This is a genomic window from Rheinheimera pleomorphica, from assembly GCF_011634895.1.
GTDB classification, from domain to species: domain Bacteria; phylum Pseudomonadota; class Gammaproteobacteria; order Enterobacterales; family Alteromonadaceae; genus Alishewanella; species Alishewanella pleomorphica.
The window spans coordinates 53,969-69,083 of the sequence record NZ_SIRR01000005.1 but is presented as its reverse complement, the minus strand read 5'-3'; the positions used below and the strand labels follow the sequence as shown (position 1 = coordinate 69,083).

General features: G+C 50.8%; 19 protein-coding genes. 7 read left to right on the top strand and 12 right to left on the bottom strand.

Features of this window, described 5'->3' with window-relative positions:
* Window positions 1-15: 15 nt before the first annotated feature.
* Both EYB30_RS05230 and soxR read right to left on the bottom strand, forming a co-directional pair.
* The gene (locus EYB30_RS05230) at window positions 16-978 is read right to left on the bottom strand and encodes a magnesium transporter CorA family protein (protein WP_166837870.1); all 963 of its coding nucleotides are present in this window, start codon (window positions 976-978) and stop codon (window positions 16-18) included.
* A gap of 75 nt (window positions 979-1,053) precedes the next feature.
* Window positions 1,054-1,530, bottom strand: a complete 477-nt coding sequence (soxR, locus tag EYB30_RS05225) for a redox-sensitive transcriptional activator SoxR (RefSeq protein WP_166837869.1) — start codon at window positions 1,528-1,530, stop codon at window positions 1,054-1,056.
* Window positions 1,531-1,630: 100 nt separating this feature from the next.
* Here soxR and EYB30_RS05220 point away from each other — a divergent pair, with 100 nt between their 5' ends.
* The 4 genes from EYB30_RS05220 to EYB30_RS05205 all read left to right on the top strand — a co-directional run bounded on the left by EYB30_RS05220 (window position 1,631) and on the right by EYB30_RS05205 (window position 3,691).
* Window positions 1,631-2,086 carry a VOC family protein gene (locus EYB30_RS05220; RefSeq protein WP_166837868.1) on the top strand — a complete coding sequence of 152 codons (456 nt, stop codon included), beginning with the start codon at window positions 1,631-1,633 and terminating at the stop codon, window positions 2,084-2,086.
* Window positions 2,083-2,631: an NADPH-dependent FMN reductase gene (locus EYB30_RS05215; protein ID WP_166837867.1), complete on the top strand. Its 549-nt coding sequence runs from the start codon at window positions 2,083-2,085 to the stop codon at window positions 2,629-2,631. The genes EYB30_RS05220 and EYB30_RS05215 overlap by 4 nt, the downstream gene beginning before the upstream one ends.
* A gap of 74 nt (window positions 2,632-2,705) precedes the next feature.
* The gene (locus EYB30_RS05210) at window positions 2,706-3,113 is read left to right on the top strand and encodes a VOC family protein (RefSeq protein ID WP_166837866.1); all 408 of its coding nucleotides are present in this window, start codon (window positions 2,706-2,708) and stop codon (window positions 3,111-3,113) included.
* 44 nt (window positions 3,114-3,157) lie between these two features.
* The gene (locus EYB30_RS05205; protein WP_166837865.1) at window positions 3,158-3,691 is read left to right on the top strand and encodes a DUF924 family protein; all 534 of its coding nucleotides are present in this window, start codon (window positions 3,158-3,160) and stop codon (window positions 3,689-3,691) included.
* 50 nt (window positions 3,692-3,741) lie between these two features.
* Here the strand turns inward: EYB30_RS05205 and EYB30_RS05200 are convergent, their stop codons facing one another.
* The 8 genes from EYB30_RS05200 to EYB30_RS05165 form a co-directional block, all read right to left on the bottom strand.
* On the bottom strand, window positions 3,742-5,586 hold the full coding sequence (locus tag EYB30_RS05200; RefSeq protein WP_166837863.1) for a DUF885 domain-containing protein: 1,845 nt from the start codon (window positions 5,584-5,586) through the stop codon (window positions 3,742-3,744).
* Between the two features lie 118 nt (window positions 5,587-5,704).
* Window positions 5,705-6,847 carry a radical SAM family heme chaperone HemW gene (hemW, locus tag EYB30_RS05195; RefSeq protein WP_166837861.1) on the bottom strand — a complete coding sequence of 381 codons (1,143 nt, stop codon included), beginning with the start codon at window positions 6,845-6,847 and terminating at the stop codon, window positions 5,705-5,707.
* A gap of 3 nt (window positions 6,848-6,850) precedes the next feature.
* Entirely contained in the window at window positions 6,851-7,450 is a 600-nt protein-coding gene (gene rdgB / locus EYB30_RS05190) for an RdgB/HAM1 family non-canonical purine NTP pyrophosphatase (protein ID WP_166837859.1), read from the bottom strand.
* 9 nt (window positions 7,451-7,459) lie between these two features.
* Window positions 7,460-7,882 (bottom strand): DUF4426 domain-containing protein, encoded by a 423-nt coding sequence (locus EYB30_RS05185; RefSeq protein ID WP_166837857.1) that lies wholly within the window; start codon window positions 7,880-7,882, stop codon window positions 7,460-7,462.
* Between the two features lie 41 nt (window positions 7,883-7,923).
* The gene (gene yggU / locus EYB30_RS05180; RefSeq protein ID WP_166837855.1) at window positions 7,924-8,220 is read right to left on the bottom strand and encodes a DUF167 family protein YggU; all 297 of its coding nucleotides are present in this window, start codon (window positions 8,218-8,220) and stop codon (window positions 7,924-7,926) included.
* Entirely contained in the window at window positions 8,217-8,756 is a 540-nt protein-coding gene (locus EYB30_RS05175) for a YggT family protein (protein WP_166837853.1), read from the bottom strand. The genes yggU and EYB30_RS05175 overlap by 4 nt, the downstream gene beginning before the upstream one ends.
* 20 nt (window positions 8,757-8,776) lie before the next feature.
* Window positions 8,777-9,631, bottom strand: a complete 855-nt coding sequence (gene proC / locus EYB30_RS05170) for a pyrroline-5-carboxylate reductase (protein WP_277816727.1) — start codon at window positions 9,629-9,631, stop codon at window positions 8,777-8,779.
* Window positions 9,632-9,637: 6 nt separating this feature from the next.
* Window positions 9,638-10,309, bottom strand: a complete 672-nt coding sequence (locus EYB30_RS05165; protein ID WP_166837849.1) for a YggS family pyridoxal phosphate-dependent enzyme — start codon at window positions 10,307-10,309, stop codon at window positions 9,638-9,640.
* A 30-nt stretch (window positions 10,310-10,339) separates the two neighbouring features.
* Between EYB30_RS05165 and EYB30_RS05160 the strand changes: the two genes are divergently transcribed.
* From EYB30_RS05160 to EYB30_RS05150, 3 genes are read left to right on the top strand one after another with little or no spacing between them, the layout of a single operon-like run.
* Window positions 10,340-11,392 (top strand): type IV pilus twitching motility protein PilT, encoded by a 1,053-nt coding sequence (locus tag EYB30_RS05160; RefSeq protein ID WP_166837847.1) that lies wholly within the window; start codon window positions 10,340-10,342, stop codon window positions 11,390-11,392.
* 6 nt (window positions 11,393-11,398) lie between these two features.
* A complete protein-coding gene (locus EYB30_RS05155) occupies window positions 11,399-12,523 on the top strand; it encodes a PilT/PilU family type 4a pilus ATPase (protein WP_166837845.1) in 1,125 nt (374 codons plus the stop codon).
* A gap of 27 nt (window positions 12,524-12,550) precedes the next feature.
* Window positions 12,551-12,982, top strand: a complete 432-nt coding sequence (locus tag EYB30_RS05150; RefSeq protein ID WP_166837843.1) for a CBS domain-containing protein — start codon at window positions 12,551-12,553, stop codon at window positions 12,980-12,982.
* On the opposite strand, the gene EYB30_RS05145 is transcribed toward EYB30_RS05150, so the two are convergent.
* Both EYB30_RS05145 and EYB30_RS05140 read right to left on the bottom strand, forming a co-directional pair.
* Window positions 12,979-13,677, bottom strand: a complete 699-nt coding sequence (locus EYB30_RS05145) for a lytic transglycosylase domain-containing protein (protein WP_174978727.1) — start codon at window positions 13,675-13,677, stop codon at window positions 12,979-12,981. The genes EYB30_RS05150 and EYB30_RS05145 overlap by 4 nt on opposite strands.
* Before the next feature lie 65 nt (window positions 13,678-13,742).
* Entirely contained in the window at window positions 13,743-15,026 is a 1,284-nt protein-coding gene (locus tag EYB30_RS05140) for a DUF3422 family protein (RefSeq protein ID WP_166837840.1), read from the bottom strand.
* Between the last annotated feature and the right edge of the window lie 89 nt (window positions 15,027-15,115).

Here is a 15,115-nt window from a genome sequence, read left to right as displayed (position 1 = left end):
ACTCTCCGTTTGGTGTTACCACCAGCCGCGTATTTTAAACCAAATCAGCCCGCCTATACCGCCCAGTGCCATCGCCGCCAGCACGATAAAATAGGCGGTAGGCATTTGCAGCTCGGGCATGTAAACAAAGTTCATGCCGTATATACCGGCGATAAAGGTTAGCGGAATAAAAATGGTGCTGACAATGGTCAGGACTTTCATTCTTTCGTTGATCTGATGCGATGTAGTAGACAGATAGCCTTCGACCAGATCGCTAAGCTGATCGTAGTATAAATCAGTCATGCTGTGCAGCCGCTCAAATTTTTCATAAAAATCACGAATTTCAGCGTTGCTAAACTGCCGCAGCAATGGATTTTGCTCTTCATACAGCGCATCTGAGAAAATATCTTTCTGGTAGGCCAGATTGCGGTTAATTTTACGCAGTACCGAGCGGTAACGCATAATAAGCGCCATCTGCTCGTCGCTGCCACGATGCAGCATCACATCTTCCAGCTCGCTTTGTTCATCTTCAAAGTTAATCAGCTTTTCCAGATAACTGGCCGATACTGCCAGGATCAATTGTTTTATCCAGTCAGCAATAACAGCACTTTGGCCAGCGGCCATTTTCGGCGTTAGCTGCTCTTGCAGCTGGGTATTATGGCAATGTACGCGGCTTATTAAAACCTGTTTTGAATACAAAAGGTTAACCTGAGCACTGCGGGTGTATTCAGTAAAATCAGCATCAGCATAGCCGCGCAATATTAGCAGGGTAAAGTCGGTTTGTGCCTCCAGCTTAGGTGGATGGCGCTGGCGACTAAAGTCTTCGGCAATGGTCGGCGTAATCGCAAAGCGCTGCAGTACCTGCATTTGTTCATCCAGGCTGGCATCATTCAGGTTAATCCACAGCCGGGCATCGGCCGGGATTGGCGCAGCTAACTGCTGCCAGCTGCGAACATGCCAGCTTTGGCTTTCGGGTTCAAAATAGTTAACTGAAATCATGACCTTGCTCTTGCCGAAACGGACGGTTATCTGCGAGTGTTTACAGCATACCTATAAAAACGCATAACGGGCAAATCAGGCAGTGTTGGATTTATCAGCCAGACTGCGCTGTTCTGCCTGCTCCAGGATCACCGCACCACAGCCTTGCTGCGCCAGTTTGTCATCCGGATTATACAGCGGGCACTTGCTCATGCTCAGGCAGCCACAGCCAATACAGCCGGTCAGGTAATCGCGCAGTGTTTGCAAATAGGCAATACGGGCATCAAGCATTTGCTGCCAGTCTTTTGATAACTGCTGCCAGTCATCCATAGTGGGTGTGCGGTTATCCGGCAGCGATAAAAACGCCTGTTTGACTTCCTCCAGGCTAATACCAACTTTTTGTGCGGCTTTAATCACCGCTATGCGGCGCAGCACTTCCGGTTTATACCGGCGCTGATTACCGCTGTTACGCCAGCTTTTGATCAGGCCTTTTTGCTCGTAAAAATGCAGTGTACTGACATTCACGCCGCAGCGTTTTGCTACCCGGCCGACGCTCCACGTTGCCTCAGACATTGTTTGCTCCGATTTTTTTCTGTTTTTTCAAAAAAACACTTTACCTTAACTTAGGTTAAGGTTTTACCCTGCTGGTCGACTTAATGCAAGGAGACCCTGTATGTACTTAGAGCACGTTAATCTGGTGGTGGCTGATATGGATGCCATGTTACATTTTTACCGCGCGGCTTTTCCTCACTGGCGCATCCGGGATGAAGGCAAAGGCGAGTGGTACGGTAAGCCACGGCGCTGGCTGCACTTTGGTGATGATTATCATTATCTGGCGCTGAGCGATCATGGTGAAGGGCCAAACCGTAAACTTGAGGGGCACAGTGTTGGTTTGGCACATTTTGCTTATGTTACCAATAATTTAACTGCAGTTATCAATAGACTACAAAGCGCCGGTTATGCCATCGCTAAGCCCGGCGCTGAAGACCCATACCGCAAAAACATTTACTTTGTTGACCCGGCCGGCTTTGAGGTGGAGTTTGTTGAGTATTTAAGTGATCTGCCGGCTGAGCGTAATTTGAACCTGGATAAAGCCCAAACACAAAGCAATAAGCGGGAGGTGCTATGAAGATCCTCGCCTTTGCTGCCAGTAACCACCCGCAATCGATCAATCAGCAACTGGCGTTAAGCACGGCCAGATTGCTGCCGCAGGCCAAAGTAGAGACGCTGCAGCTTGATGATTATGACTTACCGGTGTACAGCGAACTGCGCGAACAAGCGCTGGGTGTACCGGCCCAGGTTAGTGCATTTTTACAGCGCGTTGCTGCCGCCGATGGTCTGATCGTGGCCTTTGCCGAGCACAACGGTAGCTTTACCGCTGCGTTTAAAAATCTATACGACTGGGCCTCACGCGCACAGCGGCATATTTTTCAGCATAAACCGGCGCTGTTTCTTGCTGCCGCGCCGGGGCCGGGTGGGGCAAAAAGCGTGCTGCAGGCGGCGGTAAGCGCTGCGCCCTATATGGGGGCCCGGCTAACGGGTACAGTGTCGGTTGCCAATTTCCATCAGGTGTTCGACCCGCAGGTGCAACTGGTGAAAGACAGTGCCGTGTTTATTCAGCTACAACAGGCTGCGCTTAAGCTGCAGCAGCATATTCAGCAGCAGGCTGCTTAGCGGGGGCAATTATTGCTTGTGTTATTGGCGTCGGGCCCTAGACTTAGCCACAATTTTTGTAATGAGGCAACACTATGGCTGACGCTATACAACAACATATCAGCAGCATTGCCTTGCTGGTACATGACTATGATGAGGCAATAGCGTTTTACACGGAAAAGTTGGGCTTTAGGTTGCTGCAAGACAGCGATCTGGGCGCTGGCAAGCGTTGGGTGCAGCTAAGCCCACCCGGCAGCAGTCATTGCAACTTGCTGCTGGCCAAAGCCAGCAAGCCACAGCAATGCGCGGCGGTGGGTAATCAGGCTGGTGGGCGGGTATGGTTGTTTTTGCACACGAACGACTTTTGGCGCGACTACCAGTCGATGGTCGCTAAAGGTGTGCAGTTTAACGAAACGCCCCGCGAAGAGCCCTACGGCACCGTTGCGGTGTTTGAAGATTTATATGGCAATAAATGGGATTTATTACAGTTAACGTCGGGCTAACCCATGGCAAACGACTAGCAGCTTTAAATGAGGTTAATCCTATAATGGAAACAGTCTTACAGTTCTGGTTTAACGAAATAAGCCCGCAGCAGTGGTGGATAAAAGATGCGGCTTTTGATCAGTTTATCAGCAAACGTTTTTCGCTAACCCTGCAGCAAGCGGCAGCAGGCGAGTTGTATCCGTGGCGCCAGACTGCGCAAGGGCGGCTGGCCGAGATTATAGTGTTGGATCAGTTTTCGCGTAATATTTATCGCGACACAGCCAAAGCCTTTGCCCACGATGCTATGGCTTTGGTGCTGGCGCAGGAGGCGGTAGCCAGTGGCGCGCTGTTACAGCTCAATGCCGACGAGCGTAATTTTTTGCTAATGCCTTATATGCACAGTGAATCGGCTGTTATTCATCAGCAGGCCGAGTTGTTGTTTAAGCAGTATGCACCGGACAATAACTATCAGTTTGAGTTAAAACATAAAGCCATTATCGACCGCTTTGGCCGTTACCCGCATCGCAATAATATTTTAGCGCGCAGCTCAACAGCGGAAGAAGTTGAATTTCTTAAGCTACCCGGTTCCGGTTTCTAACAAGTAAAAGCCGGTCAGTTGACCGGCTGGCTGTTATACACCTAAGGCGCTCAGGCCTGGGTGGCGGCAATATATTCGTCGACCAGTTGCTCTAACACATCCAGTGGTACGGCGCCGTTTTTCAGCACTACATCGTGGAACACGCGGATATCAAATTTATCGCCCAGTGCGGTTTTAGCTTTTTCGCGCAGTTCGATAATTTTAATCATGCCAACTTTGTATGCCGTCGCCTGCGAGGGCATCACGATATAGCGTTCTATCGCTTTTTCAATTGCACTTTCGGTATTCGGGGTGTTATCCAGCAAGTACTGAATGGCATCTTCGCGGCTCCATTTTTTGGCATGAATGCCGGTATCGACCACTAAACGGCAGGCACGCCATAATTCCATGGCTAAGCGGCCGAAATCAGAGTAGGGGTTCTGATACAGACCAATCTCTTTCGGTAGCAGTTCAGTGTATAAGCCCCAGCCTTCGATATAAGCAGTATAGCCACCAAAGCGGCGGAACTTAGGCATATCGGTCAGCTCTTGCGCTATCGCCAGCTGCATATGATGGCCCGGTATACCTTCGTGATAGGCCAGTGCTTCCAGTTCGTATTTCGGCATATCGCTCATACGGTACAGGTTAGCGTAGTAAATACCCGGCCGTGAGCCATCCATTGATGGCTGCTGATAAAAGGCTTTGCCGGCGCTTTGTTCGCGAAACGGCTCTACTGCTTTTACTATCATGTCGGCTTTGGGTTTAACCAAAAACAGCTCGTCTAAGCGCGAGCGCATCTGGTCTATCACCGCTGTTGCCTCTGCCAGATAAGCGGCTTTACCCTCTGCAGTATCCGGATAGTAAAACTGCGCATCGGTTTGCATAAAGTTAAAAAAGGCTTTTAAGTCGCCGTCAAAGCCGGTTTTTTGCATAATGGCACGCATTTCACTGTGAATACGGGCCACTTCGTCCAGACCAATCTGATGAATTTGCTCTGCCGTTAAGTCCGTGGTGGTAGTGCGCTTAAGGGCAGCGTTATAAAAGGCATCGCCGTCTTTAAAGCGCCAGACACCATCTACCGTATCAGCTTGTTGCTCCAGTTGCTGTAAATAGCTGATAAGACTGGTGTAAGCCGGTTTGACACTGGTTAACAGTGCAACCTTGGCTTCGTCCAGTAACAGTTTTTTACTGTTATCATCCAACTGTAGCTTCGCCAGCTTTTGGCTGAAATCAGCCAGTAAAGTGCTGTCCTCAGCGTCGTCAAAGGGGGCGCCTTTAATCACATTTTCACTGGCCGAAATCACATGGGCAAACACAAATTTAGGGGCAATAATGCCGGCCTCGGCGCGCTGCGCTAGTTGCTGCTGCAGTTGGCTGAACAGTGTGGGCACCGCATTTAAACGGGCGATATAGGCTTTGGCATCGCTCTCATCGCTGATACTGTGCTGGTTTATCAACAGTGACGGCACCTGCGAGTGGGTGCCAAACATCTGGTTAACCGGATAGCTATACAAACGCCACTTGGCATCGGCCAGGGTTTGCTCCAAATTGCGCTGCATTAGCAAATAGCTGACGCGGGTATTCGAATCCAACGCGTTAACGTCTATGGCTTGCAGCATGGTCAGATGCTGCCTGGCTAACTCCAGCCCTGCCTGATAATGCGCATCTGATAAATCCTGCCACTTATCATAGTCGTCTTTGATACCCAGCCGGGTTTGCGTCACTGGATTGCGCCGCACATTGTCCATAAAAATTTGTTCAAACAACGCATTGGCTTTGTCGCTTTCGCTTTGCTGCTGCACGACGACTGCCGGTTGCGCCGTTGTTGTGGTTTGTTGTTGTGGGCCGCAGCCGGCGAGTAAGGCCGCGCTGATTGCCACGGGCAAAGCTAAACGGCGTAAAGACCTTGGTGTCATATCGGTTTCCTTTTTCATTGTCGTTATGCGGGTAACTGATTTTACGTCACTGCCAGCGAATAAACAGGCCAACTATCGCATGCTGGCTGTTACACGCCCCAGCGCGGGTTGCACTGGGCTAGATAAACAAGGTCAGTAAGTCGTTCAGATAGCGCGCACCTTTATCGGTAATTTGCCAGTGCTGCTTGCCAACATGCAGCAGGCCTTTTTGCTCAGCTTCGGCAATGGCAGCGCTGATAGTGCTTAGCGGCAAGCCGGTATAGGCGGTAAAGTCATCAGTAGGGCAGGGCTCGAGCAAGCGAAATCGGTTCATAAAAAACTCAAATGGCCGGTCTTCCGGCGCAACTTGCTCACGACTGTCGACATAGCCGCGGCTGATATCCATATAACCTTTGGGGTGCTTAATTTTTACCGTGCGCAAAATACTGTTCCGGCTAGGCAGTGTAATTTTGCCGTGGGCGCCACAGCCAATACCTAAGTAGTCACCATAACGCCAGTAATTTAAATTGTGCTGACAATGCTGGCCCGCTTTGGCATAGGCTGAAATTTCGTATTGCTGATAGCCGTGCTGTTGTAGCAGCGCCAGGCCTTGCTGCTGAATATCCCATAAGGTATCGTCCGGCGGTAGCACCGGTGGGCGTGAAGCAAAGGCGGTATTGGGCTCTATAGTCAGCTGATACCAGGATAAATGCGGTGGGGCTAAATCTATTGCCTGTTGCAAATCGGCCAGGGCGCCGTGGATGTCCTGAGCTGGCAAGCCATGCATTAAATCCAGATTAAAGCTTTTAAGCGGTAATTGCTGCGCCAGTTTGGCGGCCCGTATTGCTTCATCACTGTCGTGAATACGCCCCAGCGCTTTGAGTTGTGCACTTTGAAAGCTTTGCACACCAATAGAAAATCGTGTCACGCCAGCGCCAACATAACCAGCGAAGCGTTCCGCCTCGACGGTGCCAGGGTTAGCTTCCATGGTAACTTCCATCGCATCGTCACAGGCTAACTGCTGTTTCACGCCGCTGATGATTTGGCCGATGCCGGCGGCTGAAAATACGCTGGGGGTGCCGCCACCGATAAAAATACTGCTGACGGTGCGCCCGGCCACTAAAGGGGCATCCTGCGCTAAATCGGCCAGTAAATGGGCAATGTATTCCTGCTCGGGTATACCTTGCTTAACGGCGTGTGAATTAAAATCGCAATAGGGACATTTTTGTATACACCAGGGGATATGAATATACAGCGCCAGCGGCGGCAGTTGCAGCGCCACCGCTTAGAACCCGGCTTCCAGCTGCGATAACAGCTGGGCCAGTGCCTTGCCCCGATGACTAAGCCGGGCTTTATGCTCACGGCTTAGCTCAGCGCTAGTGCAGCCTTCGGACGGCACAAAAAACACCGGATCATAACCAAAGCCAGCGTTGCCAGCCGGGGCCTGAGTGATTCGGCCCTGCCAGACGCCATGGCATACCAGCGGCGTCGGATCTTCGGCATGGCGTAAGTACACCAGCACACAATGAAAACGGGCACTGCGTTTATCATCGGGTACGTCTTTTAGCGCTAACAACAGCTTGTCAATATTGGCGCTATCGCCAGCGGCCTCACCGGCGTAGCGCGCAGAGTAAATACCTGGCGCGCCGCCAAGGGCATCCACCGCCAGGCCCGAATCATCGGCAATCGCCGGCAAGCCGGTGGCCAGCGCCGCATGGCGGGCTTTTAAAATAGCATTTTCAATAAAGGTCAGGCCGGTTTCATCGGCGTCGGTGACACCGAGTTCAGTTTGCGGCACAACGCTAAAATTTAGCGGTGCCAACATCTGGCTTAACTCTGCTACCTTGCCTTTATTGCCGGTAGCCAGCACGATTTTGTTTGTCATGAGATAAAATTAATCTACGTAAAATGTCTGGTCGAATTTCAGCTGCTGGCTCTGGTTGCCACTGCTGATATTAAGCGTAAAACTAAAACGCTGCTCATGGCGAAATGGCAACTGCGCCAGATAATACACCGCATCGCCTTCAATTACTTCGCTAAACTCCAGCGTACGCTGGCGGCCCTGCAAATCTTTGGCAATGCCGCTTATCGCAACTTTTTGCGCCTGCTGTGTGCTGCTGTCCAGTACAGAAATGTTAATAATGCCATTGTATTTGCTGCGTTGCAGCCGGTATTGCTGCGCTACTTCGGCAGTCAGTAAGGGGGCCGGAAAGGCAATATAATGCACATCCCAACTACCCAGTTGCTGTTTTTGCTCGGCCTGTGCAGACAGGCTGATGCTAAGTCCCAATAGCAATATAAGCAGAAAGCGGTTCATGATGTACTCCAGTGTCAGATATTGACTGTTAAGTATAGTGCTTAAACCAGCGCCAACTGGCTTTTTACCAGCTCGGGCAGACGCTTGGGGGCGATAATAACGACGGTTTTGTGCCGGCTTTGCTCACCCTTTTCAATCACCACCTGTGATTTGGCCACGGCAAAGCTTTTGGCCAGAAACTTCTGTAAATGGCTATTTGCTTTGCCATCAACCGGCGGCGCGGTAATGGCCAGCTTTATCTCGTCGCCATAGCAGCCAACCCAGTCATCGCGGCTGGCTTTAGGCTGGATATACAGCTGTAAGCGCAGATCCGGCCCGACGAATACTGCCGCGCTCAAAGGCCGCTAAACCAGCTACTAAACAGAATATTTAAAAATTGCAGGCCAATCAGCACCACCAGTACGGATAAGTCCAGGCCACCCAGTGGCGGCAAAATGCGGCGGATGGGTTTTAACAGTGGCTCGGTCAGCTGATGCATAACATATTCAACCGGGCTGCGACCCTGGCTAAACCAGCTTAGCAGGGCGCGGATCACTAAGATCCAAAACAGCAGGGTAAAGACTTCTTTGACTAAAAAAATTACGGCAAAAATCAGGCTGGGCACGACCAGCATTTGGCCAGACTGCAGTAACTGCAGTGTCGCTAACTTGGCCAGCATAATGGTATAGGCCAATACTAAGGTGGCAGTATCCAGGCGCCCAATACTGGGAATAATGCGCCGCAGCGGCAGCACCAACGGGTTAGTGGCTTTAACAACGAACTGACTAAAAGGGTTGTAAAAGTCGGCCCGTACCAGTTGTAACCACAGGCGTAGTATTACCACCATCAGGTATAAACTAAAGGCGGTATCTATCAGAAACAGCACAGCTTGCATAAGCTCTCCGGCAATAAAATTTATAAACTCTGCGCCATTTCCTGCGCCCGCTTGATGGCGGCATACATGGCATCGGAAACCATTTTTTCAAGGCCCTGGTTAGCAAAAGTGCTGACCGCCTCATGGGTGGTGCCGCCTTTTGAGGTCACTTGGGCACGCAATTCAGCAAAGCTGTGCTCGCTGTTTAGCGCCATAGTAGCGGCGCCCAGCGCCGTTTGTGCCACCATTTGCTTGGCCTGTACTGCATCAAAGCCCAGTTGTTCGGCAACCTGTTGCATCGCCTGCATAAAGAAAAAGAAATACGCCGGTGAGCTGCCGGTAACCGCGATGACATGATCAATTTGCGCTTCGTTATCCAGCCACACCGTCATGCCGGTACCACTGAACATATGATCAACAAAGGCTTTTTCATAGTTAGAGCAGGCAGTAGCAAAGAGCCCTGTTACGCCTAAACCGACCAGCGACGGTGTATTGGGCATAGCCCGTACCAGGCGAACTTGCCCCAGCCATTGCTGATAACGCGCGACCGTAATACCTGCCGCTAAAGTGACAAACAGCTTTTCAGTGATCTCCGGTGCGGCCTCTAGCAGTGCAGTGCAGACGTCCTGCATCATCTGTGGTTTTACCGCCAGCACGATAACATCGGCTTTTTTTACTGCTTCAATGTTATCCAGTGTGGTCTGAATGCCAAAATCGGCCGCCAGGGCGGTTAATTTGGGCTGGCTGCGGTTGGCGGCAATAATGTTGTCGGCCGGATAACCGGCTTTTACCATAGCGGCAATCACACAGCGAGCCATATTACCGGCACCAATAAACGCAACCATATTGTCATTCATCTGTTTCATTCTTCCTCTTGCTAACGTCGGGGCACCCATTTAGCTTTAGCTACGGGCACCAAAAATTGCAGTGCCTAATCGTATCATAGTTGCGCCATATATCAGAGCCAGTGGCCAGTCATCAGACATTCCCATAGATAACTCACTGGCCTGTGGGTAATGTTGCTGCAACTGTATCGATAGTTGTTGCATGGCGGCAAAGGCGCTTTCGCTGTGGCCCGGCGCCGGTATCGCCATCAAGCCTTTTAATTCCAGCTGTGGCAGCGTGCTGATACTTGCGGCCAGGCTTAGCATGTCGCTGGCGGCAATGCCGGCTTTGCTCTGTTCAGCACTGATATTAATTTGCAGCAACACCTTAAGCTTGCCCTTAGCCGCGGGGCGTTGCTCGTTTAAGCGCTGGGCAATTTTTAGCCGGTCAATACTGTGTACCCAGTCGGCGTGTTCTGCCACCAGTTTGGTTTTATTCGATTGCAGCGGGCCAATAAAGTGCCAACTGATATCTGCATACGCGGCCAACTGAGCGGCTTTATCTGCCAACTCTTGCGGGTAGTTCTCGCCAAATTGGCGCTGCCCGGCCTGGTAGGCCGCTATGACGGCCTGCAATGGCTTGGTTTTACTGACGGCAATTAACTGTACCGGCTTTGATACAGCCTGTGCCTGGCACTTTTCGTTCAGGTTCTGATAGGCGAGGCTAAGTTGTTCTGCTATGTTATTCATATCAATTGGCAAAGTGGAGTAAAAATTGTCATGGATATTACCGAATTATTGGCTTTTAGTGTGCAACATAAGGCATCAGATTTACACTTATCTGCCGGTGTGCCACCGCTGATCCGCGTAGATGGTGATGTACGCAAGTTAAATATTCCGCCGCTGTCACATAAAGAAGTTCACGCCCTGGTGTACGAGATTATGACCGACAAGCAGCGTAAAGAATACGAAGAAAATCTCGAATCAGACTTCTCCTTTGAAGTACCCAATTTGGCCCGTTTCCGGGTTAATGCTTTTGTCACTAATCGCGGTGCAGCCGCGGTGTTCCGTACTATCCCCAGCGAAGTGTTAACGCTGGATGATTTAGGGGCACCGGATATCTTTAAAACCATCGCTGAAAACCCGCGTGGTTTAGTGTTGGTTACCGGGCCAACCGGTTCGGGTAAATCGACCACCCTGGCCGCGATGATTGACTACATTAACACCATGCGCCACGACCATATTCTAACGATTGAAGATCCGATCGAATTTGTACACAACAATAAATCCAGCCTGATTAACCAACGTGAAGTGCACCGCGATACCCACAGTTTCAGTAATGCACTGCGTTCGGCACTGCGGGAAGATCCGGACGTGATACTGGTGGGTGAATTGCGCGATTTAGAAACCATCCGTCTGGCGATGACCGCCGCAGAAACCGGCCACTTGGTATTTGGTACCTTGCACACCACCTCGGCGCCGAAAACCATTGACCGTATTATCGACGTGTTTCCGGGCGAAGAAAAAGACATGGTACGTTCTATGTTGTCTGAATCATTACGTGCGGTTATCTCGCAAACCCTGCTGAAAAAAGTAGGTGGTGGCCGTATTGCCGCGCACGAAATTATGGTCGGGTTACCGGCTATCCGTAACCTGATACGTGAAGATAAAATTGCCCAAATGTATTCGGTAATTCAAACCGGTGCTGCTCATGGCATGCAAACCATGGATCAGTGTCTGGTGAATCTGGTCAACCGCGGTTTAGTGACGCAAAAAGATGCGGCGGCCAAAGCGCAGGATAAGAATACTTTTGGCACCATGGGCAGGATATAAACCGCTATGCAGCTAGATGATTTTCTTGAAAAAATGGTGGCTGAGAAAGCCTCTGATATGTTTGTCACCGCCGGCATGCCGGTGGCGGCAAAGATCAATGGTGAGCTGCTGCCAATTGACGATGCACCTCTGACCGATGCCGGTTCGTTAAAGCTGGTATTGTCGGCAATGAACGATAAACAGCAGCAAGAGTTTATGACCAGCAAAGAGTGTAACTTTGCCATTGCCAATGAGCTGGGGCGTTTTCGTATCTCGGCCTTCTGGCAGCGTGATTGTGCCGGTATGGTTATCCGCCGCATCGTAACGCAAATTCCGAATGTTGATGACTTAGGCCTGCCGCCGATCATGAAAGAAGTGATCATGTCCAAGCGCGGCCTGGTGCTGTTTGTTGGTGGTACCGGCACCGGTAAGTCGACATCACTGGCGGCGCTGCTGGGGTATCGAAACCGCAATGCTAAAGGTCATATTTTAACTATCGAAGATCCGATAGAGTTTGTGCATGAGCACCATAAAAGCTTAATTACCCAGCGTGAAGTTGGCATTGACACTGAGTCGTTTGAAGCCGCGCTGAAAAGCTCATTGCGCCAGGCGCCGGACGTGATCCTGATTGGTGAAATTCGCAGCCAGGATACCATGGAATATGCGCTGTCGTTTGCGGAAACCGGGCATTTATGTATCGCGACTCTGCACGCCAACAATGCCAACCAGGCGATAGACCGCATTATGCACCTGGTACCAAAAGAAATGCACCAGAAGCTGTTGTTCGATTTATCACTAAACTTGCGCGGTATCGTCGCGCAGCAACTGGTGCCCACCGCAGATGGTCAGGGTAGGGTAGCGGCAATAGAGGTGCTGTTAAATTCGCCACTGATTGCAGATTTGATTGCCCGCGGTGAAATGGGTGAGATTAAAGCGGTAATGACCAAATCCCGCGAGCTGGGTATGCAAACCTTTGATCAGGCATTGTATGACTTGTATCAAGCCGGTCGTATCAGTTACGCCGATGCCCTGCACCATGCTGATTCACCGAATGATCTGCGTTTAATGATTAAACTGCGCAGTGGTGATACCAAAGGTGCCGGTTTCCTGTCAGGTGTAACGATAGAAGGTTTTGAAAAGACTGACGATTAACCAGACGGTTCAGCCAAAGAGGCCAGTATGAGTATTGCTCAGATCATGACGCACCGCAGCAAGTTGGTGACGACCATGGCGGATGCCAGCCTGGCCTCCTTGCGTGAGGTTTTTGCCAAAGCGCGTTTTCAGCATGTGCCGGTAGTCGACCAAAGCAACCGCCTGGTGGGGATCGTATCGGTAAAAGATTACTTTCGTGAGTTAAGCCCGGTTATGGACTCCGCATCCGATCCCTCTGTCGGCATGTTTATGCGGACACGCAAGGTACATCAGGTAATGGTAAGCCCTGTTATCACCATCGGCGAAAGCACGGCGGTAAAAGCGGCAGCGGCCTTACTGCTACAACACAATATCAGCTGTTTACCGGTGGTAGATGAACATAAGCATTTGCTTGGGCTGGTGTCGTGGAAAGACATACTGCGGGCTGCGCTGAACAAAGCTGCGGTGCAAAGCCGCTAACCCTGCTGCTGATAGCGCTTATGTAATATGGTCACGCGCTGTACATAGGCCTGGGTTTCAGCAAACGGTGGTATGCCGCCATAACGTTTTACATTGCTGGCACCGGCATTGTAGGCAGCTAATGCCAGGGCTAAATCACTGTTATGCTGTTTTAGCAATTGCGCCAGATAACGGCTGCCGGCAATAATATTCTGCTCCGGATGGCTGGCATCTTGCACACCTAAAAACGCTGCTGTTTGCGGCATCAGTTGCATTAAACCGACAGCACCTTTTTTCGATACTACTTGTGGCCTGAACGATGACTCGGCATGGATCACCGCGCGGATCAAGGCGGGGTCCAACAGGTGGGCATCTGCTGCTTTGGCAATAATACGGTTATAAGGTTTGGTATATAAAGGCACGGTGTGCCAATTAATATTGGACACCGGATCGCAGGCAAAACAATCAAAGCGCATCAGCTGATAAGGCCGGTTCAGTGGTTGGCGGTCGGAAAATAGCGCTGTACCATCCTGTTTGACCGATTTATACACTGCTATCTGACCAGCAGACGCGTCAGTCGCTGGCGCGACGCTAGGGTGCAATGACTGACCGGGCACCAGCTTGAGTTGTTTTTTCGCGGTGTGGCTGTCTGGCTCTGTTGCTGCAGCAAAACAGGCAACACTCAGACAACTGAACACAACGACAACACGCAGCACGGCTTTATTCCTTAAGCTGTAACGGGATTGCAAGTAAAGCACTTAGCCAGCCAGATCTCAAGCAGTCAGCCTGATTTATCGCGATGCAACTGCCTGTTTAACCAGAATAGCAGTAGACAAACCGTGACTATCACCAGCGGTACACTCAGACTTTGCCAGCGCGGGCTATCCAGGTGCGGCAACCAGTAACTTAGGGCGCTAATGGCTTTGTCACAGAGCTGTACGGCGTAGTAACTAATAGCGACCAGGGATAAGCCCTCAACCATCTGTTGCATATTCAGCTGCAGTTTGGCGCGTTTATCCATCGATGCCAGCAATTGCTGGTTCTGCTGCTCCAGTTTTAAGTTAATCCGGGTACGCAACAGTTCAGTAGAGCGGCCCAGGCGGCCAGAGAGCGCATTTTGCCGGAACACCACTGACTCACTGGTACGAAATGCCGGCGTTAAGCGCCGCTCGGTAAAATCCTGTAGTGATAACAGGCCCTCTATTGGCGTTTCATTTAAGCTTTTGATCCGATCCAGCGTTAATTGATAATAGGCGGCAGTGGCTTGCAGCCGTGAGCTGGTATCGGCAATTAAATGCTCAGTTTGTGCTGCCATAGTGGTAATTTCGTTTAGCAGGTGCTCATCATCATTTTTCTTATGTTCAATACGTTGGATAATGTCGGACAGTTGTTGTTCCAGTAAGGTGAGCCTGGCCAGCGCCTGACGCGATAAAGGCCAGCCCAGTAAAGACAGCTTGCGGTAGTTACCCAGATCAAACAGTTGCTGCACCAGACGGCCCAGCGCTGAGGGGCTTAAGCCCTGATCCAGTAGCAGCATGCGACCGGCACCTTCAGCGTGTTTTTGAAAGTCTGTCCAGATCCTGGCTTTTTTGCCTGCCAGCATACTGCTGATGCAATTGTCCGGGTTAAACAGCTGATCAATATCCGTGTTCGCTGTTAGCTGGGCCGGTGTAATAACACTCAGCTGCACTACGCGAAAGATCTGCCCGGGGATACTATCCAGCCAGTCTTTGCTGGGCAAAAAATCCAGTGGATCGTCAAACAGCTGTTTCTCGCTGCCCGGCTGAATAAACACATAGCTGGAAAATTCACCATGTTTTTCAAACCTTAGGGTTCCGCCGAACAACGGCAGGTTAATGTCGTGGTCAGTTTCGCTAAAATAGCTACCCTGTTGGCGGGCCAGCTGCTGCATAAAGCTTAGTTCGTTGCTACGCGAGGCCGGCGCAACGGTTAACATAAACTGACACAAGCGACAGGGCGCAACCAGCGCCGGAAAGGTGCGCTGTTGCAATTCTTTATCCAGTACATCACGCAAAGGATGGTTGCGGTTATGTAATCCGGTCATAGTTATGCTCCTGGGTCAGAGGACAAAAAATAGCGTGAGCAAAAATACCGATAGCGGTGTTCTGCAGTTGTTATGCCACAGTCGCCGGG